This window comes from Microbulbifer maximicatervae (SeqCode), from assembly GCF_052467305.1.
On sequence record NZ_CP174306.1, the window covers coordinates 3,095,538 to 3,120,189 of the forward strand.

The window sequence follows — 24,652 nt, forward strand, 5'->3', positions numbered from 1 at the left end:
TGTTACTTAAAAGTGAATTTCTCCACCTCTACATGAACACAAAACAAGGCTTTACCGAACTTTACAAACTATCAGTTTTTTGTATTTATCGGCTTAGTTATTGCTTTTTTTAACTGGCAATGCACATATAGCAGGAGGATTAGAGGCTCCCCCCAAAAAAAGGGGCAAAAGAGATGATTGTAAATTGATTGGCGAATCACTTTACAAAGCTGCGAATCTCACAAAATTTTTGCTAGTAGATATCAGGCACAATGCTGGAGTTAAAGCACTTTATTTCCAGCATTGATCAATAAAATAAGATAAATTAGAGAATAAAAGTAAGAACTATTTTGGGGAGGCAAAAAGTCCTGAAGATAAATAACGATCTCCACGATCACAGACAATTGCAACAATCGTCGCATTTTCTAGCTGCGCAGACAGCCTTAAAGCACCGGCTACCGCCCCTCCAGAGGAAACGCCACAAAAAATACCCTCTTCTTTCGCTAGCCTGCGAGTCATATCCTCAGCTTCTCGCTGGTCCATATCCATGACCATATCCACTTGCTCAGGAACAAAAATCTTAGGTAAGTATGCCTCCGGCCAACGGCGAATCCCCGGAATACTGGAGCCTTCAGTTGGCTGCAATCCAACGATTTGAATATCGGGGTTTTGCTCCTTCAAGTAACGCCCGCATCCCATAATGGTACCGGTTGTACCCATTGAGGAGACAAAGTGAGTCACCGTTCCAGAGGTCTGCTGCCAAATCTCCGGACCGGTTCCCTCATAGTGAGCCAGGGGATTATCGCTATTGGCAAACTGGTTCAGTACCAATCCTTTTTTATCCTCTTGCATTTGCAAAGCTAAGTCCCGCGCACCCTCCATACCTTCTTCAGCGCTAACCAATATCAACTCAGCGCCATAAGCTGTCATTGAAGCCTTGCGCTCCTCGGTAGCACTGTCGGGCATAATCAATATCATTTGATAGCCCTTAATCGCTGCAGCCATTGCCAGGGCAATTCCCGTATTACCGCTGGTCGCTTCAATCAGGGTATCTCCTGGAGAAATATATCCTGCAGCTTCCGCATGGTTGATCATTGAAAGTGCCGGGCGGTCTTTTACCGAACCCGCAGGGTTATTGCCTTCCAGCTTGAGCAAAACAGTATTACTGGTATCACCTGGCAGGCGCTGTAGTTTAACCAGCGGGGTATTGCCTACGCAGTCAGCAATTGTTGGATAATCCATAATGCAATAAATTCCAGAAAAATCTCGCGGAGTCCAAGTGTACAGTAAGCGGTACTATGCACTAAATACCGTCTATTTTGGTCTACTCCCTACCCAGGTTATTAAGGGAGATATACCTGAAGCGGTATTATTCTGATCCTACCCACCAAAGACGGACACTCTCTTAAGCGATAAACTACGCAGCAGAGGTGCCCTATGACACGATCAAGTAAATCAACCAAAACCACTCGTAAAAAATACTCAGAGGAATATAGAAAAGATGCCCTAGCACTGGCGGTCAAGGTAGGGGTAAGCGTTGCCGCTAAACAGCTTGGGTTACATCCTTCCCAGATTTACGGATGGCGAAGCAAGGCTAAGTTACATCAGAGCCGAGGGGATGCCGAGAGAGAGCTGGCCACAGAGAATGCTCGCCTTAAGCGGCAGCTGGCTGAGCAGGCAGAGGAGCTGGCGATCTTAAAAAAGGCCGCAGCGTACTTTGCAAAGAGCCTGAAATGAGGTACGCCTTCATGCTAAAGCACAGGCATAAGTTCAGCATCAAAGCGATGGCTAAGGTATTGAGCGTATCTCGCAGTGGGTTTTACGATTGGGTGTCAAGATCGGCCGATCAATCCAAGCGCCAGCAGTACCAAATGGAGCTTGATGGTTTGGTACAGCAGCGCTTTATAGCCAGTAAAGAACGTAGTGGCGCCCCTCGCCTGACGAGGGAATTGGCCAGTGAGGGGAGTAAATATAATCAAAAAACAGTTGCTGCCAGCATGCGTCGACAGGGCCTACGGGCTAAAGCCGCCAAGAGATATAAAGCCACAACCTACTCAAAACATGGTCTGCCAGTGGCCCCAAATCTGCTCGAGCAGAACTTCAATACTGAAGCGCCGAATCAGAAATGGGTCGGGGATATTACCTACCTACGAACAGAAGAGGGTTGGTTATATCTGGCTGTAGTGATAGACCTATATAGTCGGCTGGTTATTGGTTGGGCGATGTCAGAAACGATGACAGCTACATTGGTCTGTGACGCCCTTCAAATGGCTTTATGGCGACGTAAGAAACCTACAAATGTTATCGTGCATACTGACAGGGGAAGCCAATATTGCTCTACAGATTATCAATCTTTAATTACAGCTTATGATCTGCGGTGCAGCATGAGCGCCAAAGGTAACTGCTATGATAACGCCTGCGCAGAAACGTTCTTCCACTCACTTAAGGTAGAAGTAATCCATGGTAACCGCTTTCCTACAAGGTGCCTCATGCGGGAAACCGTATTTGAGTATATAGAAATAGACTACAATCGAAATCGCTTACACAGCGCCAATGGCTATCTCAGCCCTGAGGCGTTTGAGGAACAACTAGTCGCTTAGTGGTGTGTCCGTTGTTGGTGGGTAGGATCATTCAGATGGCTATGCCGCGCTATCTAATCTTGGCAAAGTGAATCTTTAAGCCTCTAAAACGCGCATGTTGTGACAAAAAAGAAGCATTTTCTGATAAGTGAATGAGTGCGCTCAGATGTACATAACGGTAAAATAAGGGAAAAATAATCGTACAAGGCCCCTCTTAACATGGCCCCAGGCAACCCTATTCTCTCAATCGAGGAACCAGAGCAACCTCGATCCTTACGAACCCTGGTATTTCGCCTTACTGTAGCACCCGCACTAATACTGTCCTTGCTCCTCGCTCTCGTTTTCACCCTGCAGCAAATGCACGATCGTCGCCAATTACTATTAAGCCACGGTCGAGCCAGCGCCGAACAGCTAGCTGAACTAATTGAGATGAGCGGGGGCCATCCAGCTGAACTTAGAATGGAATGGCTGCGTAAAAGTTTGCTGGCGCTTATGCTAGAAAAGGATATGGTCAGATCTGTTCATGTCTACTCCACCGAACCCAGCCCTAAGCTAGCCCTCAACCCCAGCACCGGACTCAGCTTGCTGGCCAGTGTCGGGCCGCGTCCACGCACCCCCATTAGCAGGGACACCCTTAACAAGCGCGAACCCTTTATTTTTGAAGATGATGAGACCCTTCAGGTTTTACAACCATTGAAAGGCGATATCACCACCTGCTGGATAAGTATTGAGCTACATCGCCCCTATTTCCTGGTGGGAACTTACCAAGTTTTACTCGTAGGCTTGGTAGGGTTGATTCTCTGTACCCTAGCCGCGCTGGCCTGGTCGGTCATCATGTCTGAGCGCTTTGCTCACAGCCTGATTAGAATGGGGCATACTCTGGAGGCGATTGGCAGAGGTGAGTTTGATCGACGCACCCATGAAACGGAGAATCGAGAACTCGCTCAACTGGGAAACCAAATTAACGAGATGGCTGAAAACCTGTCCAGTTACCAACAGGAATACAAAGCCAACTTGCTCCAGTCTATGGATGACCTGCGCCAATCCCTGGACAGTATGGAAGAACAAAATATTGAGCTGGACTTAGCACGTAAAAGGGCGCAGGAAGCAAGCAGGATTAAATCGACGTTCCTAGCCAATACCAGTCACGAGATTCGCACACCTTTAAATGGCATTATCGGTTTTACCAACCTGTTATTAAAAACTGGAATTGATGAGCTACAGCAGGATTACCTGCAAACTATTTTACGTTCATCGGAAAACCTGTTGACTACCATCAACGACATCCTGGACTTTTCCCGCATTGAGTCCGGCAACCTGGTCCTTGACCATATCCCTATGGACCTTGGCTTACTACTTGAAGAGACCCTGCAAATACTGGCCCCAAACGCCTATGAGCACCATCTGGAACTGGTGCCCTTGATCGATTCTCAACTCCCTCCCACTTTAATCGGAGACCCGTTGCGAATAAAGCAAATACTTACAAACTTGGTGGGTAACGCGGTGCGCAGCTCGGCAAATGGCAATATCCCCGTGCGCTTGTCAGTACATAGCATTAATAACTCAGAACTTGTACTCCGTATTTCGGTTACCGGCCTGGGTAACCGTCTTGACGAGGCTGGTCGCCGTGAAATTGAAAACATCCTCACCAGCAAGTCCCCACAGCTCACCCAACAAATCAGCGCAAATGGTTTAGGGATGTCTATAGCCCGCAGCCTAGTTGAGAGGATGAGCGGCTGCACAGGTATTGAAGAAACAGCCAATGACGGCAGCACCTGTTGGGTGCAAATTTCCCTCCAGGCTGAACGCAATCGAGGCATGTATCCGCGTATTCAATATCCTGGCTGCCGAATTTTACTTGCAGACCCCAACCCAGTTACACGGACCCAGGTAGCTCAGCTACTCAGCCAATGGCAAGTGGAGCCCATAGAACTCGGCGATACCGATACTCTGCAACCGGCAATCGAGCAAATGTGGCGGCACGATGCCTTACCGGATGCGGTTATTATCGATACAGCTACTGCCAAAGGTGATTTTGATAATTTCAGTAGCAAAGTGCAGTCGCTGGTTGATACCTATCAGTGCCGCGTGATCGTACTGGGCCCACCCGCTGAATTGCGTCGCTGCTACGACCAACTGCGCACCCGCACTCTCACTTTCCTTAGCAAACCCGTCACCAGAGACAATTTGCTGCGATCCCTGAAACGAGCAGTACCACAGCAAGGGCAACAGCGGGTTAGTGGCGGGGTACAGGCGCTACCGTGGCCTGCACCTCCGCGTGTGCTGGCAGTGGATGACCACGCGGCAAACCGCCGACTGGTCGGCGAACTTCTGCGAGCACAAGATGTAGAAGTCGTTATTGCAGCAAGCGGCGAAGAAGCTCTACAACTCTGGCAGCAGGGAGCTTTCGACCTGGTGTTTATGGATATTCAAATGCCCGAAATGGATGGTATCGAAGCTACACGCCTGATTCGTGAGCAGGAGACCGGCCGCCGTACTCCAATCATTGCCCTCACCGCCCACGCCGGCGCCGAAGAAAAAGCACGCCTGCTGTCTGCGGGACTGGACGACTACTTAAGCAAGCCTGTTAGCGAGGCCCAGCTCTCCCATATGATCAAGCGCTGGCTTAAGATCATCACTCCCCAGGCCGCAGAAAAAGTGAAGATTGAGGAGATGCGCCTGGTAGACATTGGCGAATGCCTGACCCTCGCCAACGGCGATGCCAAGCTGGCCAGGGACATGCTGCGCATGTTGATCGACGGCCTCAGTTCAGATGAGAGAGAACTGGAAAGGTTGTACAACCTTGGGGATTACAAGGGCATGTTCGAACTCACTCATCGCATGCATGGTGGCTGCTGCTATTGCGGAGTTTCACGCTTGAGAGAATCAACATGCGTGTTACAAGAGGCATTGCGCACTATCCAAGGCTCCGATGCCCAAGCCTTTGACCAGCGCAAACTCAATGCTGTTCTCAGGGAGATCCGGGCCCTGCGCGAGTGGGCTTCTGAACAAGACTTGGATGCACTCTTTGGCCTGGAGGTAGTTGCCTAGCAGGATTCAAATACGACAAATGCCAGGGCCGAGTCTTTTTCATCAGACAGGCTGAGGTGGATTCTGTCCACACCAAGTTTTTCGGCCCTCTCCTCAGCTGCGCCCGCCAGTACCACCTGCGGTGCAGCGCCCTTGCGGCGACGGACATCGATGTCTTGCCAGGAAACCCCTTCACCAATCCCTGTGCCCAAGGCCTTGGCTACAGCCTCCTTCGCCGCAAATCGCTTGCACAGATATGCAGCGCGGATGGGCTCAGCCATAGCATAAAAGTCCTTCCTTTCCGCACTGCTAAGAACACGCTCAACAAAGCGATCACCAAAGCGCTGCCACGCCACCTCGATACGGCCGTAGTTACAAATATCAGTGCCAATACTAACAATCATTTTTTTCCGTAAACCTGTCGAAAAAGCTCTCTGCTCTGCAAAGGCTTATCCCCCAATACTTTCCTCAACAATAATCGTGTAAGGCGCTTTGCAGGTGCTAAAGCCTCACCTGACCAGCCACCCCCATTCATAGCGCTGTCCATCCCCGATAGTTCGGCGCCTGAAAAAAAACACTCTCCCAGACTCTCATCATTGGAGCGGTGTACAGGAATTAGACCCCACTCATCATCCAGGCGATAAACCCCATCTTCACTTACAGGGTCTCCTTGCGGGCCGCAAATATTGAGGGACGGGCAGGTACCGAGCTCCAGGAGCAGCTGTAACTCAAAGCGACGAAGCGGACCTTCCAGCTCAGGGTTGGAGAGCCCCTCCAGCTGAGACAGAGATTCCAGCAGGCTCTGATAAGCTGCAAACAGCGTGTAATGCGCCTCGCCCTCGGGAAGGAGCCTTACCATCAGTTCATTGGCATAAAGGCCCGCATAAACCGCTCGGCTCTTGAGCCATAGTGGTACACCAACATTTTCGACCGGACCGAGCGTTTTAAGTGAACCCGCTCCCATCAATGTGACAAGCAACGGGGTGAAAGGCTGCAACGCTTGTTGGCGGCGCTGCTTGTCACGGCGGGCCCCACGGGCGACACAGCCCAGCCGGCCGTAATCGGGAGTGAAAAGCTCCAGGATCAAACTGGAGTCTTTATAGGGCCGCGAATGGAGGATATATGCGGGTTGAGGCGGTTGAGGCGTTTTCATAGGTCCAGGGGAAATTGCCCTGATGATTACTCGTCTCTGTAACCGAGACTGCGCAGAGCCCGCTCATCATCAGACCAGCCAGATTTCACCTTCACCCACAAATTGAGCATTATCTTGCTATCAAACAAGCGCTCCATATCTTCTCTAGCCTGGCTGCCAATCTGTTTGATTCGCTCGCCCTTATTTCCAATGATGATACGTTTTTGGCCCGCCCGCTCAACCAAAATAGCAGCGCTGATATGCAAGACCTTACCCTCTTGGGCAAACTCCTCTACCTCCACAGTAACTTGGTAGGGAACCTCGGCACCCAATTGACGCATAATCTTTTCGCGAACAATTTCTGCTGCGAGAAAGCGCGAGCTGCGGTCAGTCACTTGATCTTCGGGGAAGAAATGCTGCCCCTCAGGCAAGTGCTTCAGAATAACCTCTTCCAAAGTATCCAGATTTACGTTGCGCAAGGCTGATATGGGAACAATTTCAGCTTTTGGATGCTCCTCAGCCAGGGCTTGTAGCTGGGGCAGTAGATCAGCTTTATCCTCGAGCTGATCCACCTTGTTCACGGCGATAATTAATGGGCATTTAATACCGCGCAGCTTATCTGCCACCAACTGGTCTGCCTCACTCCAACGAGTGCGCTCTACAACAAACACCACTACATCCACATCCCGCGCAGCACTGGCGGCAGCTCGATTCATATAGCGGTTAATCGCTTTTTCTTGATCGGAGTGCAGACCCGGTGTATCGACAAAAATAATCTGGTTTGGACCTTCGGTTTTAATACCGAGCATATTGTGGCGGGTGGTCTGCGGCTTGCGCGAAGTAATCGCGAGTTTCTGCCCCAGCAGGTGGTTCAACAGTGTGGATTTTCCCACATTGGGGCGGCCGACAATCGCGACATAGCCACAGCGAGAAGGTTGTTCGCTCAAGAAATTTCTCCGAAAGAGTTTGAGGTCTCCGGGAAGCCCCGGAGCCAGAAGCGCCCCCAGTGATAAAAGGGGCTATCATTACGATGCAGGAAATGGATCCGGCGCGTCATTTCTATTGTAAGGTTAGTCCTGCCCAGTGAGGAGCTTATAAGCTTCCACCGCCGCAGTCTTTTCAGCATTACGGCGACTGCTGGCTTCGCCTTTTACGGGCTGCGTAAGGCCACTGACACGGCACTCCACTACAAAATGCTGTGCGTGTTCAGCGCCAGAAACATCTACGACTTTATATTCCGGCAGAGGTTTTTTTCGAGCCTGCAGCCACTCCTGCAAGCGAGTTTTGGGATCCTTCACAGTCTCCAATGATAGGCCCTGCAAGCGCAATGCAAACCACTCAAGTACCCGGGCGCGCGCAGCCTCCAAACCGGCATCCAGATAGATGGCCCCAATAAGAGCCTCTACGGCATCGGCCAGAATCGATGCCCGACGAAAGCCGCCACTTTTCATTTCACCTTCACCGAGGCGCAGGCAATCGCCAATTTCCAACTCCCGCGCAAGTTTTGCCAGGGTTTCACCGCTAACCAATTGTGCCCTCAAGCGGCTCAACTGCCCCTCGCGCCCGTTGGGGAACTGCTCGTAAAGTGCCGCGCCGATAGTGAACCCGAGTATCGAGTCGCCGAGAAACTCCAGGCGCTCATTATTACGACTCCCGTGGGATCGGTGAGTAAGAGCCAACTCAAGCAGCTCGGCTTGATCAAAATCATGGCCGAGGCGCTTGCAAAGGCGTTCCAATAAAAGATCAGTCACGTTTGCGGAATTGCTCCAGATCGATTAGCGGATCACAGCAAAGCTCAGGTTTCGCAGTATCCAACTGTTTATTAAACTTCATTACAACATCAACGTTGTATATCAATGGCTGGCGCAGTTCGTAGTTGATACTCACCACAGAACCTTTTGTCCCTCGAACCACCTTTACCGACTTGGTAGGCTCTCCACGTACATTGTTGACTATAAAAAAACGGTCCAGCTCTTTTTTGATTTGGCCAGCAGTCATAGTTTCCAGGTTTGGATTATCACCAAGGGATTTTAATCCCTCGCTAACGTACCGAGCATCCATATAAGCCGGTGCCATCTTGGAAATGCAGGTTAAGACAAAACCACCCATCGCAATAACCAATAATAATCCCCAGTAACTCATACCACGCTGTTGATGCAGGGAAGAATCGTACTGATTATTCATTATTTAGCCCTCTATCCTTTATAAATAACCGGGCTAACGCCCGGCTGGTTTCTTTATTGGATTGAGCCTACACGCTTAAAGCTGGGCAAACTGAGCAATTTGTCCCAGTGCATCCAAATGGCGAAAGCTTTGCCGACGATATCCTTCTCTGGGACAAAGCCCCACTCCCGGCTATCGAGGCTGTTATCGCGGTTATCGCCCATCATAAAGTAATGCCCTTCCGGCACTACGCCACTAAAGTTACTGTACTGCCGAGGGCGGACACTTTTTTGCATTTCGTGGCGATAGCCATCGAGATCTTCCCACATAACTTCTGTTTGCGGGTTACTCGGCGGGATAGCCCGGATCAGTTCTTGGCGAGCCATCTCACCGTTGACATAAAGCACATTGTTCTTCAGCTCTATCTTGTCACCGGGTAATCCAATCACCCGTTTGATGTAGTAAGTATCGTTTTTGTGGGGCGGAAAGAACACCATGACATCGCCGCGCTTGGGCTCACCCACATCCATTACCTTGGTTCGGGACACTGGCAAGCGCACACCGTAGGCATACTTGTTGACCAGAATAAAATCCCCGACTTCCAATGTTGGAATCATTGAACCTGAAGGAATCTGGAAGGGCTCGACAATAAAAGAGCGCAGAACAAATACGATCGCCAGAATCGGGAAGAAAGACTTCGCGTACTCGACAACGATCGGATCTTCTTGCTGGTCCCCGACATTCTTCTTGCGTTGACGGGCGAAAAACAGACTGTCAACTAACCAGATTCCGCCACTAATCACAACCAACCACAGCAGAATCAGAGGTAAATTTATATCCATTACTTTTCTCTACTATCCCTTATTTTTCGTCGTGGCGCAGGGCCGAAGCCCTACTGATCCACCTTCAATACCGCCAGGAATGCCTCCTGCGGCACTTCAACACGGCCCAACTGCTTCATTCTGCGCTTACCCGCTTTCTGCTTCTCCAGCAGCTTTTTCTTACGAGTAACATCACCACCGTAACATTTGGCCGTCACGTTTTTGCGCAGCGCCTTCACCGTGGTTCTCGAAACTACCTGACCACCAATAGCCGCCTGGATTGCCACATCAAACATCTGACGGGGAATCAGCTCTTTCATCTTTTCCGCCATTGCGCGGCCTTTCTGCTGCGCATTATCGCGGTGGACAATCAGCGCCAGAGCATCCACTCGGTCACCATTAATCAGGATATCCAGCCGCACCAACTTAGCCGCTTCAAAACGGACAAAGCTGTAATCCAAAGAGGCAAAGCCGCGGCTTACGGATTTGAGGCGGTCGAAGAAGTCCATAACCACTTCGCTCATCGGCAGTTCATAGCGCAGGGACACTTGTGAACCTACGTATTGCATGTCCTTTTGAATACCGCGTTTTTCCACACACAAAGTGATGACGTTGCCCAAATACTCCTGAGGTACAAGAATATTTACCTCGGCAATCGGCTCCCTCATCTCTTCGATGGAGCCTACATCGGGTAAGCGCGATGGATTATCTACCATCACTATCTCACCGTCTGACTGCTCTACTTCATAAACCACGGTCGGCGCTGTGGTAATCAGATCCAGGTCGTATTCCCGCTCCAGACGCTCCTGGATAATTTCCATATGCAGCATGCCGAGGAAGCCACAACGGAAACCAAAGCCCAGCGCATCGGATGTTTCTGGCTCGTAGAACAGGGAGGCATCGTTCAGCGACAGCTTCTCCAGCGCATCCCGGAAAGCCTCATAATCATCTGAACTAACCGGGAACAAGCCTGCATAAACCTGGGGCTTAACCTTCTGGAAGCCCGGCAGCATATCAATGTCATCGGCGCCCTTAGCATGGGTCAGTGTATCGCCCACAGGAGCGCCATGAATATCCTTGATCCCTGCCACCACAAAGCCCACTTCACCTGCGCGAAGTACACCGGTTTCGTGGCGCTTGGGTGTAAAGATTCCCACGCTGTCCACAACATGGGCACGACCGATAGATTTGGTGACAATCTTTTCTTTGGTTTTCAGGGTGCCCTGGACAACACGCACCAAGGAAACAACGCCCAGGTAGCTGTCAAACCATGAGTCGATAATCAGCGCCTGTAGAGGAGCATCGACATCGCCTTCCGGCGGTGGTACCAAGCGCACCAGATCTTCCAGTACATCCTCAACACCGAGGCCAGACTTAGCACTGCAACGAGTCGCTTCGGCGGCATCGATACCGATAATATCTTCAATTTCTTCGGCAACCTTTTCAGGGTCTGCCTGGGGCAAGTCCATCTTGTTCAAGACAGGGATAACTTCCAACCCCTGCTCAATGGCTGTATAGCAGTTGGCAACCGACTGGGCCTCAACGCCCTGGGCGGCATCTACCACCAGTAGCGCGCCTTCACAAGCTGCCAGAGAACGGGACACCTCATAGGAGAAATCCACGTGCCCGGGGGTATCAATAAAGTTCAGTTGATAGGTCTTACCATCGCGCGCTTCATAGTCGAGCGTCACACTCTGCGCCTTGATGGTAATCCCACGCTCGCGCTCGAGCTCCATGCTGTCCAGCACCTGTTCAGCCATCTCCCGATCGGAGAGGCCACCACAGTCCTGGATAAAGCGGTCAGCCAGGGTAGATTTCCCGTGGTCGATATGGGCAATAATGGAGAAATTGCGGATATGAGAGAGATCTGTGGCCACTGCGGAATAAAAACCCTTGCAAAATCAAATGATTAGCTGGCTATAGTGCCAACTGTGTGGCGCAAGTCTAACAGAACTCATGGACAGAGGTGAGAGCTAGGTGGCCCAATGGGCCACCAATCGCTGGAAAGCGGCTAGCTTTCGATCTTAATTGTACGGAAAGTGGACTGCCCGGCCCGGAAGAAGCGAATCGGCAATAGCTCATCCTCCGGCAGATCCTTGACGACAGTTTTGTAGTCACTAATGTCGCCAACTTCTTCAAAACCAAGTTGCGCGATGATATCGCCACTGCGCAAACCTGCTTTGGCACCGGGCTTGCCTGGAATCACTTGTTTCACCAGCACCCCAGTTTCCACATTCCAGCGCTGCTTCAGGATATCGGGAATTTCCTCAACCACGACACCCAGGCGCCCACCCACTCCAGAGCTGGGATTGGCTGCCACTTGCCTCGCTTCATCTTCAGAACCCGGCAGGGTGCCGACAGTAACACTCAGACGCTCGGGTTTACGATTGCGGATCAACTCCACCTGGGCCTGTGTACCCGGTCGAATCTGCCCTACAACGTGCGGCAGGTCGCCAAAAACCCCTATCTTCTGACCATGGAATCGCAAAATGATATCACCGGGCATAATTCCCGCTTGAGCTGCGGGCGACCCAGGGCTCACCTGATCGATCAGGGCGCCGGCGGGCTTACCAAGGCCCATGGCTTCCGCCATATTGCGGTCGACATTACTGATTCCTACTCCGAGCCATCCTCGATCCACCCGCCCTTTTTCCTTTAACTGGGCAACCACATCCTGGGCAAGGCTTGCGGGAATAGCGAAAGAGAGTCCGATAGAACCGCCACTGCGGGTATAGATCTGAGAGTTGATACCCACTACTTCGCCATCCAGGTTAAACAGCGGGCCTCCGGAATTTCCGGGGTTAATTGCGACATCTGTCTGGATAAAAGGAACGTAATTCTCGCGGCTCTCATTGGGGATACTGCGCCCCATCGCACTGACGATCCCGGCGCTTGCGGAGTAGTCCAAGCCGAAGGGAGAGCCAATAGCGACAACCCATTCTCCCACCTGCAGTTCTTCGGAATCCCCCCAGCGTACTGACGACAGGTCTTCCGCGTCGATCTTTAACAGGGCCAGGTCGGAGCGCACATCCTTGCCAATAACCTGCGCCTCGTACTCGCGACGATCAGTCAATGTAACGGTTACCTGGTCTGCACCATCGACCACGTGATTATTGGTTACGATATAACCATCTTCAGAGATGATAAAGCCGGACCCCATACTCGCTACCGGGCGCTGCTGGCGCTGGCGCGGCTCGAAAAGGTGGCGGAAGATATCGGGAATTTCCTGTTGAAGCTGCGGCTGGCTGCTGCGACTAGTGCGGTTGCGATCAACCGTGTTGATTTTGACGACTGCCGGAGAGTTATCTTCGATTAACTCCGTAAGCTCGGGTAGTCCGCGGGCACTGGCAGCCCCGGAAACCAACAGACAAAGAACCAGTAGATATTGTGTACAACGTTTAACCATAGGTTTGTTACCCCTAGTGATCCCTTCTAATATGAAACCATTGGATTTTCGAGTCCTTTCAAGGGCGAGCCTTGGCTTGTCCAGCCCCTTAGGGACTCTCAGTAACGACTTAGTGGCGATCTAGTCACCAAAGTTCTACAACAGACTGTAAAACTGTGTAAAGAGTTAACGATGTCCGAAATGCGCCCGCGCCCAGAACGCGGTCAGTTTCACCTGCCCACCGAGCTCTACGGCCAAAGTGTTTTGGGCGCCCCTCTACTCTATTTTCCCGCGCAAACCGGCACCCACCACGGCCTCATAATGGCCGGCACCCACGGAGATGAAGTCGCCGCAGTCGTCGCTCTATCCTGCGCGTTGCGGGCCCTCGCCGCCAATTCATTGAGACACCACGTAATCCTCGCTGTCAATCCGGATGGCTGCCAGCTGGGCACCAGGGCCAACGCACGCGGCGTGGATCTCAACCGCAACTTTGCCACTGCAAATTGGGATGGCAGTGGCAATGTCTACCGGTGGAACAGTGCTGCGGAAAAACGCGATGTTCGGTTAAGTACAGGTGATAGCGCCGCCTCTGAACCCGAGACCTCTGCACTTTGCCAGCTGTTTGCAAAGCTGGGACCGACCTGGACCGTTTCCATTCACGAGCCCCTTGCCTGTGTCGAGGACCCCAGCAACAGCCCTCTGGGCATGCAGCTTGCCAGTGATTTCAAGCTGCCTCTGGTTGGAGATGTGGGTTACCAGACCCCAGGATCATTCGGCACCTGGTGCGCAGAACAAACACTGCCCTGCATTACCCTTGAATTCCCCCCAATATCAGCTGATGCGGCAAGTGAAGACTATCTGCAAGCGCTAATCGATCTGCTGACTTACGACCAATAAACTCTACCCGCCTTGAAAAGCAGAGGGGGCTCCACATCGCTGGCCAGCCAGGTGGGCCCATCCAGGTCCAGAAAGCTCGCTCGACTTCCCAAGGTCCAGGCTGCTCGGATAGCCCGAGAGGTACAAAGCATACATCCCAACATAATTTCCAGGCCGAGATCAGTCGCTTCATCTGCCAGTGCCAGGGCCTCGGTAATCCCGCCAGTTTTGTCCAACTTGATATTGACCATCTCATAGCGTTTGAGCAACTTCGGCAGATCTTCCCGAGTATGGCAACTCTCGTCCGCACAAATCGTCAGCGGGTGCTCAAAGCTCTCCAAAAATTCATCTTCACTCGCAGGAAGTGGCTGCTCAAGCATCGCCACCCCCAGCTCGCTTAAATCATGACATCTCTGTAACAAGGTCTCTTTTCGCCATGCCTCATTGGCATCAATCACCAACCTGGCATCCGGTGCTGCAGAGCGTACTGCCGACACCCTTTCTTGCACATATTGGTCATCAAGTTTCAACTTGAGAACATCAGCTCCCGCCGTCACAGCAATTTTCGCAGCACTTGCCATTGCCTCGGGACTATCAACAACTAATGTCTGTACGGTAGGGAGAAAATCCGGAGCCGGGTGTGGACGCCCCGCTTTTCTAGCCTCCCAATCTGCCAGCGCACAATCCAATGCATTTCGCGCCGCTCCGGCAGGCATACGCAGCTGTAACTGCTCTCGGGTCAACCCATCGCTCACCTCTTTGAGCATTGGCTGCAGCTGGTGCAAAACAGAGGCAGCACTTTCTCCATAGCGAGCATAAGGCGTGCACTCACCGACGCCAGAGACTTCACCATCACTAAGCTCCACCACCACAACCTGAGCCTCAGTGCGCGCGCCACGAGAGATGACAAATGCAGTACGTAGAGGCCAGCGCTCATCAAAACAGCGAGCCCTCATTGGCAGAGCCTCCAGGCAATAAATGGAACTCTCAGTTTAGGTCAGGGAGACTAGGGCTAACTGGCGAAGGCGGAGGCGGCGGGCTATTTCTTTTGGGAGGGCTCAATCTGCAGAAGTACTGGGGTGTAGGTGGGGTTTTGCGACTGGGACCTACTGTACCAGCGAACTCCCAAAGCACCTAAGACCAGACCGATCAAGGCCCCGATTACAGCACCGGGCTCAGCGAAGAGCGAATCCCCAATCAGTGCAACTAGCACCAGGGACATCAAGGGGACGAGGTAAACCAGCAAAGCACTACTGGTCAGGGCATTCTCGGTAATACCAATTACCGCCACATCATCGAGGTGGATTTTATCAGCAGAAAAACCGTTGAGAGCTACTTTAACGCGGGTCGAAGAAGAAAACAGATCGCCCAGCAATCCGGTCCCACAGCTGGACTTGGTAGAACAGCCATTACAGGCGCTACTCTGGGTGGTCTCCACCCAGATAGCATCGGACTCTATGGCCACCACCCGACCACGCTCTTGAAGCACCTATATGCTCACTTAGCTCTTTGCGGTAATTGAGCTGGCGACACGGCGCGCTGTAGTTTCGGGGATTTCACCCACCACTGTTACAGTGTAAGCAACACCTTCAATTTCCAAGCGGTCCATATAGGCTGTTGTGGCTCCGCGGATTGCGCGGCCTTTAAAACCCTCAAGTTCTGGACCGAGGCGCTGGACAAATACAGAGAACACTCCCAGCCCGTCGCTAAACACCATCATATCGCCATCAGATAAGGGCTTGACGGACACTACCCGGAAACCATCGGGCAACCAGCCCACCTGCCAGCGGCTCTGTGAAGCCGTACACTCATTCCGATTATCGATGCGCCGGGCATTATTGGAGACCGCCTGTAGTGCGGCATCCTCTACAGGGGAGAGATCCAGTTGTACAAACTGGTAACGCTCCAGTACGCGGCCCTGGGTGCTAACCAGCATGGTCTTCAACGGCAGCCCAGTCTGTTTATCGAGACTCACTACCAAGCCCAGGCGATAGCGATCCCTCGGTCGCGCCTCAATCACAACAGCATCGCGATCCGCGATTCGCTCCTCACCCCGCAAGATAAATTGGTAGGCGCGCTGAGCCTGTTGTTGGCCCGCCGAGTTCCATGCTGTAGCACGATTTCTTGGCGAAGCACTGACATCGCAATTTCCGGCACTGCCGTGGCTGATCAACTCTCTAGGCTCACCACTGAGGTAGCGCACGCGCTCTACCTGCTCACCTTCTCGAACCGCGTGAACCACCTGCAAGGTCTCCAGGAGGCCCGCATGCTCAAAGGTCACCAGACCACTGTATTCAAGCTCAGTTACTGCTTTTGCCAGCTTGGCTAGCCAATGCTCAACCTCGTTGCTACTCACTACACCCGGGCTTACCAGGCCGCTCTGCGCTGCAGGGTTGAGATTAACTACACCAGATGTCACCGCCTCTTGCGCCGGCACGGAACCAACAGCGCCTTCCGGGGCTGCAGTTGCTGGATCAGCCGGTACTGCGGCAGGACTTTCCATCTCAGCCGAGCCCCCGTCTGTCATAGCAACTTCCACTACAGCTGGGGCTGCTGCGGGAGCAGTACTCATATCGAGATTGATGGTGGTGGGGGCACTGGGTTCAACCCCAGTGTCAACCTGGGCAAATGACATGGGTGCCAACAACGAGGAGGCCAACAGTAGACCGTTGGCCTTGAGAATCCCGCTGAAAATTCGGCGCCCCCTGGTTTCGACTTTCGTCACACTACATTCCAACCTGTTCGCCGTAAGTGGCGCGAGCAAAGGGAACCATGCCCTGACTGCCCACATGAGCGGCTTGTTCTGAGTGCTGAATCATTACGCGATTCAGATGGCGCATCAACTCGGGAGTCGGGGCCTGCTGAATTACGGCCTGCCCCACAACACCGGTGCGTTGTTCCGGCACAAAGCGGGGAGTCGCAGTACTCACTGAGCGCGTGGAAGGGGCGGGCACATAGAAACCGGAAGGCTGTGGTGCAGACTGAACGACCGGCTGAGCCTCCCGTTCTACCGAAGCTACCGGCTGGTTTGCCCCCTGAATAGCGCTCTGTGGAGAATCTGTCATTTGCTGCACACCCAAAATGGCAGCAAAGGCCACCGTCGCAGCAACAGCACCACGGGACAGCGGACGCCACCAGCGATTGTTGACCAAATTGCCAGCAACCGCAGATCCCCCATTGCCGTTTTGCGACAGAGGCTCTTCCTCATCGATGGCGGCAGAAATACTCGCTGCAAGGCCGATGTCGACCGGCGCGACCTGTTCGCGGCGCATAACACTCGCCGCAAGTTGGTAACGCGACCAGCGCTCACCGAACTCTTCAGAGGCCGCGCTGGCCTTCAGAAGCCGTTGCAGCTCCAGTTCGCTGACTTCGCCATCCATGAGCGCCGAGAGCGACTCGTTAAGACGTTCCTGATGATTCCCGTGGGACATAGGGGTTAACCCTCTTGTGCAATCATTTATTCGGTGCCCACAAGCACCATATTTGGTTACATGTTATGACCGGAGTCTGAGCGGTTGGTTTCCCCGACTGGGAAAATTTTCCGCAATTTTAACCCCTGTCACCCAGTGTTTCCGGCTCGCCGGCCATCACGGCCTGGACTGTCCGGTCTATCGCCTCCCGTGCGCGAAATATTCTAGAGCGCACAGTTCCCACCGGGCATCCCATAACCTCGGCGATTTCCTCGTAGCTCAGTCCCTCAAGCTCTCTCAGCGTTACCGCTGAGCGCAGATCCTCTGGCAGTGCGCGAATAGCGCGATGCACCGCCGCTTCCAACTGGTCGCGAAACATCTGACTTTCAGGTGTCTCGTTGTCACGCAGCAGGTCAGCGCCCGAGTAAAACTCAGCATCTTCCAGTTCAACATCGGAAGATGGCGGCCGACGACTGCGGGAAACCAGGTGATTCTTGGCGGTATTGATCGCAATCCGATACATCCAGGTGTAAAAAGCACTCTCGCCGCGAAAATTGGCAAGAGCACGATAAGCCTTAATAAAAGCTTCTTGGGTTACATCCTGTACTTCACTGTGGTCCTTAATGAACCGACTCACTACAGCAACAATTTTGTGCTGGTACTTGAGTACAAGAAGATCAAAAGCGCGTTTGTCCCCTTTTTGTACCCGTTCTACCAGCTCACGGTCACTCGTTGACGCCTGATGCGCTGTCATCCCCAACTCCCATATCCAGCCACACTGCGGGCGCCACAAAATTTAACTGCGGGGCCACCGGCGCAGGCGTTTCTTTTACTGTGTTGATGACAATGACAATAGGACATAAGTTCCACGTCAAATCGACGAATAATCAGGAGGCGCTATACTACGCGACCCTTAAACATAATTGAAATCTATGAATGCCCAGGCAAACTACGACGTTCTCGTAATTGGAAGCGGTGCAGCAGGCCTTACACTGGCCCTGCATCTCGCCTCCCAGTATCGCGTGGCCCTGCTCTCCAAACAGAGATTGCAAGATGGCTCTACCTGGTTCGCCCAGGGAGGCATCGCTGCAGTGCTGGATGAGATGGATTCGGTTGAGTCGCATATTGCAGACACATTAGACGCGGGTGCAGGACTCTGCCACCCCGCTTCAGTGCGCTTTACCGTAGAGGAGAGCACTGCTGCGATCAGCTGGTTAATCGATCAGGGTGTGGACTTCACCCGCGAGGAGCAGGGCTACCACCTCACTAAAGAGGGGGGGCACAGTCACAGGCGCATTATTCATAGCGCTGATGCCACCGGCCAAGCGGTACACAGCACCCTGATCACCAAGGTGCTAAACAGCCCCAATATCGACTGTTTCGAACACCACGTTGCCATCGATCTAATCCGCCAGCCGGATCCAGATAAAGGCCGATTTCGCTGTGCCGGCGCCTATGTACTCAACAAGAGCAACGATGAGGTCGAGCTGATCCAGGCTAAAGCCGTCGTCCTGGCCACCGGGGGGGCCAGCAAGGCCTACCTTTATACCAGTAACCCGGACGGTGCCAGCGGCGATGGAATCGCAATGGCTTGGCGCTCCGGGTGCCGCGTGGCCAATATGGAGTTCAATCAATTTCACCCCACTTGCCTTTACCATCCCAAGGCCAAAGCCCTGCTGGTAACAGAGGCTTTGCGCGGTGAAGGCGCTGTACTCAAGCTTCCCGACGGCAGCCGGTTTATGGACCGCTTCGACAAGCGAGGAGAGTTGGCGCCACGGGATATCGTCGCCCGCGCTATCGACCACGAGATGAAGCGGCTGGGGGCAGATTGCCTCTATCTGGACATTTCCCATAAAGATCCTCAGTTTGTACGCGATCACTTCCCAACGGTTTATAACAATTGCCTTCGATATGGCATTGATATCACCCGAGAGCCTATTCCAGTGGTGCCTGCAGCTCACTATACCTGTGGCGGCATTATGGTCGATCGCCATGGGCGTACAGATCTGGACCAGCTCTACGCCATTGGCGAAACGACATTTACCGGCTTACACGGCGCCAACCGCCTTGCCAGTAACTCGCTGTTAGAGTGTCTGGTTTACGCTCGCTCAGCAGCCCTGCATATCGATGAGCACCTGGGTATGGTACAGGCGCCCCGCCCATCTCCAGACTGGGATGCATCGCGAGTCACCGATTCTGATGAAGATGTAGTGATTTCCCATAACTGGGATGAGCTGCGCCGGTTTATGTGGGACTACGTAGGCATTGTGCGCACCCGCAAGCGACTCTTGCGCGCGCAACACCGAGTAACGTTGCTGCAGAAAGAAATTCGCGAGTTCTACGCCAATTACCGCATCAGCAGTGACCTGGTTGAACTGCGCAATCTCTCCCTGGTATCGGAACTAATTATTCGTTCGGCCCTGGATCGCCGCGAGAGCCGGGGGCTGCACTACTCCCTCGACTACCCCCAACTGCGTGAACTTGCTATGGACACGATTTTGGTGCCAGAGAACTTTGCCGGCCAACGCCAATTTATTTAACCGACCAGTTTTTAGCCAACTGGGCCCGCCACGGCAACCCAGCTAACTAGCGGGAATAGCGCAGTGCCACCTGTAGCCTGCGCCAATCCTGCGGCGCCAGCATATCCTTGGCCAACACCAAACGGAGCCGGCGCCCAGCCCTGTCCCGACCATTAATCACCACCAACCAAGACCACAACACCAGCTCATTTACAAACTGAAATTCGCGACGATCTGCGCCATCAGGGTGCCAAAACCACCTTCGCTCGCGGGTCGATAAATGGCCTCTCACAGCTTTTACCTTGCGCCACTCTATTCTGGCGTAAACCACAACAAAAAGGCTCGCCAGCCCAGATAATACTGAAGGCAAGTTACACAACCAGACGAGTAAGATCGCCAGAAGGGTGATCAGTAAAAGGAGCAAATGCAAAAGCAAGGAAGGCGCAACGACGCAACTTAAGCGGGCGCTGCGCTCATAAAGCGGGGGTGTCGAGCTATTCCTGGAGTCCGGTGTTGTCACGGATGATCTGCACTATACGCTTCAAGTCCGAGTCAGCCGGATCTTCTCGACGCAAGAACCAGGCGAACAGATCCTGATCCTGCTCATCGAGCAGGCGGATATAGCGCTGCTGATCCTCTGGCTCCAGGGTCTCGTAAACATTATCCAGAAACGGCAGCAAAACCAGATCCAATTCCAACATGCCACGGCGACTGGCCCAAAACAGGCGGTTGCGATCCATACTTCTTTCCAACCAGATAAAAAGCGCAGTATACCCCCTGCCCCACCAAACTTGAAAAGGGCGCGAATGACCCCCAAATTATGCCCCGAATACAAATGCAGGTGGCAGGATTATGGATCAGCAACAGTGGCAGGATTTTCTCAGCAACGAGGGCGCCATTTGGGAGGGCAGCAAAGCTCACTTCCCCCTCACCAGTCGCGAAGACCCTCAGAGTTTGCACCTGCTGGACCTGGGCCCAATCGGAGCTATTTCCATTACCGGACCCGACAGCCAGAAGTTCTTACAGGGGCAGCTCACCTGTGACTTGATCAACCTTCCCGATGAACACAGCACCCTGGGAGCTCACTGCAACCCTAAGGGGCGTATGATCAGTGCTTTTAGTGCACTGAAGCTTTCGCAAAGTGAGTTCATCTTCCGGTTGCCAAAGGATTTGGCCCCCATCGCCCAGCAAGCGCTGGCCAAGTACGCCGTCTTTTTCAAAACAGAGCTGCGCGACATCAGTGATGAAACCCACTGGTTAGGCCTGCAGGGGCGCAATGTGGCAGAGCGCACCTCCAAATTGCTGGGCTTCGAGCAACCCTCTGTCGGCGAGGTGAAGCTATTTGACTTCGAAGGGGAGCGCTGCATTGCCCAATGTATTACCGACCTGCAACTAGCCATCCTGGTACCCACCAGCAAGGTCCAGCAACTGTGGCAAAAGCTATCACCAGAGTGTGAAGCTACCGGCTATGACTGCTGGCAAATGCGTCAAATTGAAGCCGGTATCCCCCAGGTGGACGCCGCCACGACAGAGATGTTTATCCCGCAGATGACCAACCTGCACCTGCTCGGTGGCGTGAGCTTTAAAAAAGGCTGCTATACCGGCCAGGAAGTAATTGCCCGAATGCAATTCCGCGGCGCTGCCAAACGTCGCCTTTACCGGGCCAGCTGCGCTTCGGGGGATCTCCCTGAATCGGGCATGGAGATCTTTGGAGATGGAAAGCAAAGTATTGGTAATCTGGTGGAAGCCTGCCATAGCAAAGAAGGCATTCAGCTACTCGCCGTACTCACCATATCCAAAGTGGCCGCAGGTGAAACCTTACACCTGAAAGATGGCCGCACTTTGGATATCGAGGAACTCCCCTACGATGCAGACGCCGATCCGCTAGCCTAAACAGGAAAATTACTTTTAATCAAAAAGGCGGCTTTTTAGTCGCCTTTTTTGTTTATGAGTTAACAACCAGAAAAAACCCCTGGAAAGCAAAAAGGTTTGCACCACTCAAAACGCAGCTTACTACCGCTACTATATTTATGGATATTTCCCTGGGCTTCAAAATTCCAGCTAAATAAAGCAGTAGAGGGAGGCAATATTGAAGGAGTTAGACCAACTAATTGTCGTTCTTGAATGCTGTATTATTCTGGCAGGCTTTGCTGCAATAGTTGGCACGCTCCAACCCAGAAAAGGCAGAAATCTTGGCAAAGGAAGAATTGTATCCCTCGCGATGATTATTTATATCAGTTTGATCAACGCATTACTGGCTGCCTTCACCCTGACTCTATCCAATTTTGATCTCGCTGATCGCACCCTGTGGTCAGTAAGCAGTTTTGCCATGAGTGTGGCTACGTCGTTTTCTATCGGCTACCTATGGATAAAGAAACGACTCAAATCTGTTTCAATTGTTGCCAAGGTTACCTATTTCCTTCTTTTCGGCATTGCCGGCTCAGTAGTTATTATCAATATCATGAATGCGCTAGGGATCGTTTTCAACAGGGAGTATGGACCGTATTTTTTATCCTTTGTTTGCAACCTATTTGTCGTCGGTTATGCATTTTCAAGACTGCTTATGCGCCCATTATGGGTAGCTGTTAAAGAAAATGAACTAGGCCGAACCGACAAGGAGAAAACGGCGGCGTCCGGTTGATTTTCAGCTAAAAGTGTGGCGTCAACCATTGGACACCTACACCTAACAACAATTATTAACCATATAGCAAGCGGGTTAAAATAAAGCTAATTGTGAGACGGGAAACAACTTACCAGCTCTCCATTTCACTCATATACTGTTATCAGCTTTCCTATTTAACCTTTCTGCTTGGGACAATAGCGGAAGATGGAAAAACTGTCGGTACAAATCGATCAATTACTTGTCATTATTGAAATATCCATAGTGCTGGCAGGGTTTGCGGCAATGGTTGCCACTTTTCAGTCAAGGAGAATAGAGAGTATATCTAGAGGGCATGTGGTGTCCCTGGCCATGATTGTCTATATCAGCCTATTCAGCGCACTGCTCGCCGCCTTTTCTTTGGCACTTTTGAACTTCCGTATCGATGCTGGCTATGTTTGGTCTACAAGCAGCTCCTTGATGGGAATAGCCACCACAGGCTTTATTGTCTATCTGTGGAAAAAAAGACACTTCAAATTTGTGTCTATTGTAATGAAAGTTACCTACTATGGGCTTTTCAGTATCGCTTCATCGGTAGTTATCGTCAGCACCCTCAACGCTACTGGCATATTTTTCGAAAGAGAGTTTGGCCCTTATTTTTTAGCCTATATCTGTAACTTATTTTTTGTCGGCTTCGCGTTTGCCCGGTTGTTAATGCGGCCTCTTTGGAAGGCCGTTGAAACCAAAAAGAGGCACCCTGTGAAGGGCCGCCAATCTTAATTAGATAGGATTATTAGCCAAGCAATATATACCACCCAAGTGGAAACCCTTTTCGAATTACTCAATCCATATATTATTAATCAAACTTTAGCCACCAAGCTTATTAGGCCAAATCAATCTCCACCCATAAAATACTAATTTTTCTATTTACAATCCGGGAGAGCTGAAAATTCCGCCTTCTTTGACTCATACCACTTCTGCATTGATTCAGGATCTTTCATCAAATCCTGCATTTTTTTCATAGCTTGCAAGTGCTGTGCATCATTTTTTCGATACATCTCGATTCCGTGCATCTTGCTAAGCTCCGCCACCTCTTCAAAGTTATTCCCACGAAACTCCACATCGCAGGCGCCCCCCAACTCCTTGCAGGTCATCATTTTCATAGCAATTCCACCTTAGATTTCACAAGTGATACTTTATCGGACAGATAAATAACTTCAAAAGAGCCAAAAATAGATAATAGCTCTGATTGGCTTTCAAGCCTCGATAGATTTCCATCGCAAAACACTGCCAAAGCAGAGAATTGACGCATATAACCACTAAAAAATAGAAAGATTCTTTATCTGGAAGCCAAGAGAAGGATAACAGGAATAGAATTTTTGGCTCTCTGGATAAATACAAACCCGGATAGATAATACCTATCCGGGGCAAGCCACTAAATCTCCACAGCAATCCGCTTCAATTGATCCGCCTCTGGCAAAGCCCACTCAATAGGCTTTTCTCCACGCTGTTGCAACCAGTGATTTGCCTGGGAAAAAGGACGGGTTCCAAAGAAACCCCGGTGCGCAGATAGAGGAGAGGGATGTGGAGCACGCAACACTAAATGCTTATTGCGGTCGATAAAGCCTCCCTTCTTTTGGGCATAGCTCCCCCAAAGAACAAAGACTAGCCCCTCACGCTGTTCCGCTAGCTTGTGAATCGCCGCATCCGTAAATTGCTCCCAACCCTGCCCCTGGTGGGCGCCGGCCTTGCTGTCCTCGACAGTAAGGGTGGCATTTAGCAAAAGCACGCCCTGCTCTGCCCATGGTTGCAGGCAACCGTGGTGTGCAGGAGGAATACCTATATCGGAGTGCAACTCTTTAAAAATATTTTGCAGCGATGGGGGAATGCGTACTCCGGGCATCACAGAAAAACACAGGCCATGGGCTTGGCCAACGCCATGGTATGGGTCCTGACCCAGGATAACGACTTTTACCTGATCAAAAGGTGTGGAGTTAAAGGCATTAAAGATCTGGCCACCAGCTGGGTAGATCTTCTTGCCGGCAGCCTTCTCCCCCTTTAAAAACTGACGCAATTGGGCCATATAGGGTTGGTCAAACTCCCCGCCCAAAACATCGTACCAAGAGGGGTTGATCTTTATTTTGTCCGGAACCGGCATT

Annotated in this window: 25 protein-coding genes; 7 read left to right on the forward strand and 18 right to left on the reverse strand. The window is 51.8% G+C overall.

Annotation, left to right across the window (positions count from 1 at the left end):
• Window positions 1-324 precede the first annotated feature (324 nt).
• A complete protein-coding gene (gene cysM, locus ACJJI4_RS13515) occupies window positions 325-1,221 on the reverse strand; it encodes a cysteine synthase CysM (RefSeq protein ID WP_413662739.1) in 897 nt (298 codons plus the stop codon).
• A gap of 195 nt (window positions 1,222-1,416) precedes the next feature.
• Here cysM and ACJJI4_RS13520 point away from each other — a divergent pair.
• Window positions 1,417-2,579, forward strand: a protein-coding gene (locus ACJJI4_RS13520; RefSeq protein WP_444925492.1) for an IS3 family transposase whose coding sequence is annotated in 2 segments (ribosomal slippage) — window positions 1,417-1,675 and window positions 1,675-2,579 — 1,164 coding nt in all. Because the reading frame shifts where the segments join, the coding sequence is not laid out codon by codon here.
• A 198-nt stretch (window positions 2,580-2,777) separates the two neighbouring features.
• Entirely contained in the window at window positions 2,778-5,609 is a 2,832-nt protein-coding gene (locus ACJJI4_RS13525; protein WP_444925493.1) for a response regulator, read from the forward strand.
• Here the strand turns inward: ACJJI4_RS13525 and acpS are convergent.
• The 8 genes from acpS to ACJJI4_RS13565 all read right to left on the reverse strand — a co-directional run bounded on the left by acpS (window position 5,606) and on the right by ACJJI4_RS13565 (window position 13,110).
• Entirely contained in the window at window positions 5,606-5,992 is a 387-nt protein-coding gene (gene acpS / locus ACJJI4_RS13530) for a holo-ACP synthase (RefSeq protein ID WP_444925494.1), read from the reverse strand. The two genes, ACJJI4_RS13525 and acpS, sit on opposite strands and share 4 nt — an antisense overlap.
• Complete coding sequence (recO, locus tag ACJJI4_RS13535) at window positions 5,989-6,675, reverse strand: DNA repair protein RecO (RefSeq protein ID WP_444925495.1); 687 nt, start codon at window positions 6,673-6,675, stop codon at window positions 5,989-5,991. Before recO ends, acpS begins: the two co-directional genes overlap by 4 nt.
• Before the next feature lie 92 nt (window positions 6,676-6,767).
• Window positions 6,768-7,667 (reverse strand): GTPase Era, encoded by a 900-nt coding sequence (gene era / locus ACJJI4_RS13540; RefSeq protein ID WP_282931965.1) that lies wholly within the window; start codon window positions 7,665-7,667, stop codon window positions 6,768-6,770.
• A gap of 123 nt (window positions 7,668-7,790) precedes the next feature.
• Window positions 7,791-8,471 carry a ribonuclease III gene (gene rnc, locus ACJJI4_RS13545; RefSeq protein WP_282931964.1) on the reverse strand — a complete coding sequence of 227 codons (681 nt, stop codon included), beginning with the start codon at window positions 8,469-8,471 and terminating at the stop codon, window positions 7,791-7,793.
• Window positions 8,464-8,904, reverse strand: coding sequence for a DUF4845 domain-containing protein (locus tag ACJJI4_RS13550; protein WP_444925496.1), 441 nt, complete (start codon window positions 8,902-8,904; stop codon window positions 8,464-8,466). The genes rnc and ACJJI4_RS13550 overlap by 8 nt, the downstream gene beginning before the upstream one ends.
• Before the next feature lie 53 nt (window positions 8,905-8,957).
• Window positions 8,958-9,725: a signal peptidase I gene (lepB, locus tag ACJJI4_RS13555; RefSeq protein WP_444925497.1), complete on the reverse strand. Its 768-nt coding sequence runs from the start codon at window positions 9,723-9,725 to the stop codon at window positions 8,958-8,960.
• A 50-nt stretch (window positions 9,726-9,775) separates the two neighbouring features.
• Window positions 9,776-11,581 (reverse strand): translation elongation factor 4, encoded by a 1,806-nt coding sequence (gene lepA, locus ACJJI4_RS13560; RefSeq protein WP_413662746.1) that lies wholly within the window; start codon window positions 11,579-11,581, stop codon window positions 9,776-9,778.
• Window positions 11,582-11,715: 134 nt separating this feature from the next.
• Window positions 11,716-13,110, reverse strand: coding sequence for a Do family serine endopeptidase (locus ACJJI4_RS13565; RefSeq protein WP_413662747.1), 1,395 nt, complete (start codon window positions 13,108-13,110; stop codon window positions 11,716-11,718).
• Between the two features lie 171 nt (window positions 13,111-13,281).
• Here ACJJI4_RS13565 and mpaA point away from each other — a divergent pair, with 171 nt between their 5' ends.
• A complete protein-coding gene (mpaA, locus tag ACJJI4_RS13570; protein ID WP_444925498.1) occupies window positions 13,282-13,986 on the forward strand; it encodes a murein tripeptide amidase MpaA in 705 nt (234 codons plus the stop codon).
• Here mpaA and ycjG read toward each other — a convergent pair.
• The 5 genes from ycjG to rpoE all read right to left on the reverse strand — a co-directional run bounded on the left by ycjG (window position 13,974) and on the right by rpoE (window position 18,129).
• Window positions 13,974-14,921 (reverse strand): L-Ala-D/L-Glu epimerase, encoded by a 948-nt coding sequence (gene ycjG / locus ACJJI4_RS13575; RefSeq protein ID WP_444925499.1) that lies wholly within the window; start codon window positions 14,919-14,921, stop codon window positions 13,974-13,976. The genes mpaA and ycjG overlap by 13 nt on opposite strands.
• 83 nt (window positions 14,922-15,004) lie before the next feature.
• Window positions 15,005-15,454, reverse strand: coding sequence for a SoxR reducing system RseC family protein (locus ACJJI4_RS13580; RefSeq protein WP_444925500.1), 450 nt, complete (start codon window positions 15,452-15,454; stop codon window positions 15,005-15,007).
• A 12-nt stretch (window positions 15,455-15,466) separates the two neighbouring features.
• The gene (locus ACJJI4_RS13585) at window positions 15,467-16,690 is read right to left on the reverse strand and encodes a MucB/RseB family sigma factor regulatory protein (RefSeq protein ID WP_444925501.1); all 1,224 of its coding nucleotides are present in this window, start codon (window positions 16,688-16,690) and stop codon (window positions 15,467-15,469) included.
• Window position 16,691: 1 nt separating this feature from the next.
• On the reverse strand, window positions 16,692-17,396 hold the full coding sequence (locus tag ACJJI4_RS13590) for a sigma-E factor negative regulatory protein (protein WP_444925502.1): 705 nt from the start codon (window positions 17,394-17,396) through the stop codon (window positions 16,692-16,694).
• Window positions 17,397-17,514: 118 nt separating this feature from the next.
• Window positions 17,515-18,129 (reverse strand): RNA polymerase sigma factor RpoE, encoded by a 615-nt coding sequence (gene rpoE / locus ACJJI4_RS13595; protein WP_282931954.1) that lies wholly within the window; start codon window positions 18,127-18,129, stop codon window positions 17,515-17,517.
• Between the two features lie 178 nt (window positions 18,130-18,307).
• Here rpoE and nadB point away from each other — a divergent pair, with 178 nt between their 5' ends.
• Window positions 18,308-19,915: an L-aspartate oxidase gene (gene nadB, locus ACJJI4_RS13600; protein ID WP_444925503.1), complete on the forward strand. Its 1,608-nt coding sequence runs from the start codon at window positions 18,308-18,310 to the stop codon at window positions 19,913-19,915.
• A gap of 46 nt (window positions 19,916-19,961) precedes the next feature.
• On the opposite strand, the gene ACJJI4_RS13605 is transcribed toward nadB, so the two are convergent.
• Window positions 19,962-20,414 carry a protein YgfX gene (locus tag ACJJI4_RS13605; RefSeq protein ID WP_444925504.1) on the reverse strand — a complete coding sequence of 151 codons (453 nt, stop codon included), beginning with the start codon at window positions 20,412-20,414 and terminating at the stop codon, window positions 19,962-19,964.
• Window positions 20,389-20,634 (reverse strand): FAD assembly factor SdhE, encoded by a 246-nt coding sequence (locus ACJJI4_RS13610; protein WP_444925505.1) that lies wholly within the window; start codon window positions 20,632-20,634, stop codon window positions 20,389-20,391. The genes ACJJI4_RS13605 and ACJJI4_RS13610 overlap by 26 nt, the downstream gene beginning before the upstream one ends.
• 112 nt (window positions 20,635-20,746) lie before the next feature.
• Between ACJJI4_RS13610 and ygfZ the strand changes: the two genes are divergently transcribed.
• From ygfZ to ACJJI4_RS13625, 3 genes are all read left to right on the forward strand, one after another.
• On the forward strand, window positions 20,747-21,787 hold the full coding sequence (gene ygfZ, locus ACJJI4_RS13615; RefSeq protein ID WP_444925506.1) for a CAF17-like 4Fe-4S cluster assembly/insertion protein YgfZ: 1,041 nt from the start codon (window positions 20,747-20,749) through the stop codon (window positions 21,785-21,787).
• Window positions 21,788-21,983: 196 nt separating this feature from the next.
• On the forward strand, window positions 21,984-22,535 hold the full coding sequence (locus ACJJI4_RS13620) for a hypothetical protein (protein ID WP_282931950.1): 552 nt from the start codon (window positions 21,984-21,986) through the stop codon (window positions 22,533-22,535).
• Between the two features lie 186 nt (window positions 22,536-22,721).
• Window positions 22,722-23,273: a hypothetical protein gene (locus tag ACJJI4_RS13625; RefSeq protein WP_413662757.1), complete on the forward strand. Its 552-nt coding sequence runs from the start codon at window positions 22,722-22,724 to the stop codon at window positions 23,271-23,273.
• Window positions 23,274-23,416: 143 nt separating this feature from the next.
• Here ACJJI4_RS13625 and ACJJI4_RS13630 read toward each other — a convergent pair whose 3' ends face one another.
• Window positions 23,417-23,656 carry a DUF1059 domain-containing protein gene (locus ACJJI4_RS13630; protein ID WP_444925507.1) on the reverse strand — a complete coding sequence of 80 codons (240 nt, stop codon included), beginning with the start codon at window positions 23,654-23,656 and terminating at the stop codon, window positions 23,417-23,419.
• Between the two features lie 272 nt (window positions 23,657-23,928).
• A complete protein-coding gene (gene ung, locus ACJJI4_RS13635; RefSeq protein ID WP_444925508.1) occupies window positions 23,929-24,651 on the reverse strand; it encodes a uracil-DNA glycosylase in 723 nt (240 codons plus the stop codon).
• Between the last annotated feature and the right edge of the window lies 1 nt (window position 24,652).

Excerpts from the sequence above, each read along its gene's own strand:
- cysM (WP_413662739.1), bottom strand. The coding sequence starts at position 1,221 with ATGGATTATCCAACAATTGCTGACTGCGTAGGCAATACCCCGCTGGTT.
- ACJJI4_RS13550 (WP_444925496.1), bottom strand. The coding sequence starts at position 8,904 with ATGAATAATCAGTACGATTCTTCCCTGCATCAACAGCGTGGTATGAGT.
- ACJJI4_RS13565 (WP_413662747.1), bottom strand. The coding sequence starts at position 13,110 with ATGGTTAAACGTTGTACACAATATCTACTGGTTCTTTGTCTGTTGGTT.
- rpoE (WP_282931954.1), bottom strand. The coding sequence starts at position 18,129 with ATGACAGCGCATCAGGCGTCAACGAGTGACCGTGAGCTGGTAGAACGG.
- ung (WP_444925508.1), bottom strand. The coding sequence starts at position 24,651 with ATGCCGGTTCCGGACAAAATAAAGATCAACCCCTCTTGGTACGATGTT.
- ACJJI4_RS13630 (WP_444925507.1), bottom strand. The coding sequence starts at position 23,656 with ATGAAAATGATGACCTGCAAGGAGTTGGGGGGCGCCTGCGATGTGGAG.
- lepB (WP_444925497.1), bottom strand. The coding sequence starts at position 9,725 with ATGGATATAAATTTACCTCTGATTCTGCTGTGGTTGGTTGTGATTAGT.
- ACJJI4_RS13590 (WP_444925502.1), bottom strand. The coding sequence starts at position 17,396 with ATGTCCCACGGGAATCATCAGGAACGTCTTAACGAGTCGCTCTCGGCG.
- ACJJI4_RS13610 (WP_444925505.1), bottom strand. The coding sequence starts at position 20,634 with ATGGATCGCAACCGCCTGTTTTGGGCCAGTCGCCGTGGCATGTTGGAA.
- mpaA (WP_444925498.1), top strand. The coding sequence starts at position 13,282 with ATGTCCGAAATGCGCCCGCGCCCAGAACGCGGTCAGTTTCACCTGCCC.
- ACJJI4_RS13625 (WP_413662757.1), top strand. The coding sequence starts at position 22,722 with ATGGAAAAACTGTCGGTACAAATCGATCAATTACTTGTCATTATTGAA.
- ACJJI4_RS13525 (WP_444925493.1), top strand. The coding sequence starts at position 2,778 with ATGGCCCCAGGCAACCCTATTCTCTCAATCGAGGAACCAGAGCAACCT.
- ygfZ (WP_444925506.1), top strand. The coding sequence starts at position 20,747 with ATGGATCAGCAACAGTGGCAGGATTTTCTCAGCAACGAGGGCGCCATT.
- ycjG (WP_444925499.1), bottom strand. The coding sequence starts at position 14,921 with ATGAGGGCTCGCTGTTTTGATGAGCGCTGGCCTCTACGTACTGCATTT.
- acpS (WP_444925494.1), bottom strand. The coding sequence starts at position 5,992 with ATGATTGTTAGTATTGGCACTGATATTTGTAACTACGGCCGTATCGAG.
- nadB (WP_444925503.1), top strand. The coding sequence starts at position 18,308 with ATGAATGCCCAGGCAAACTACGACGTTCTCGTAATTGGAAGCGGTGCA.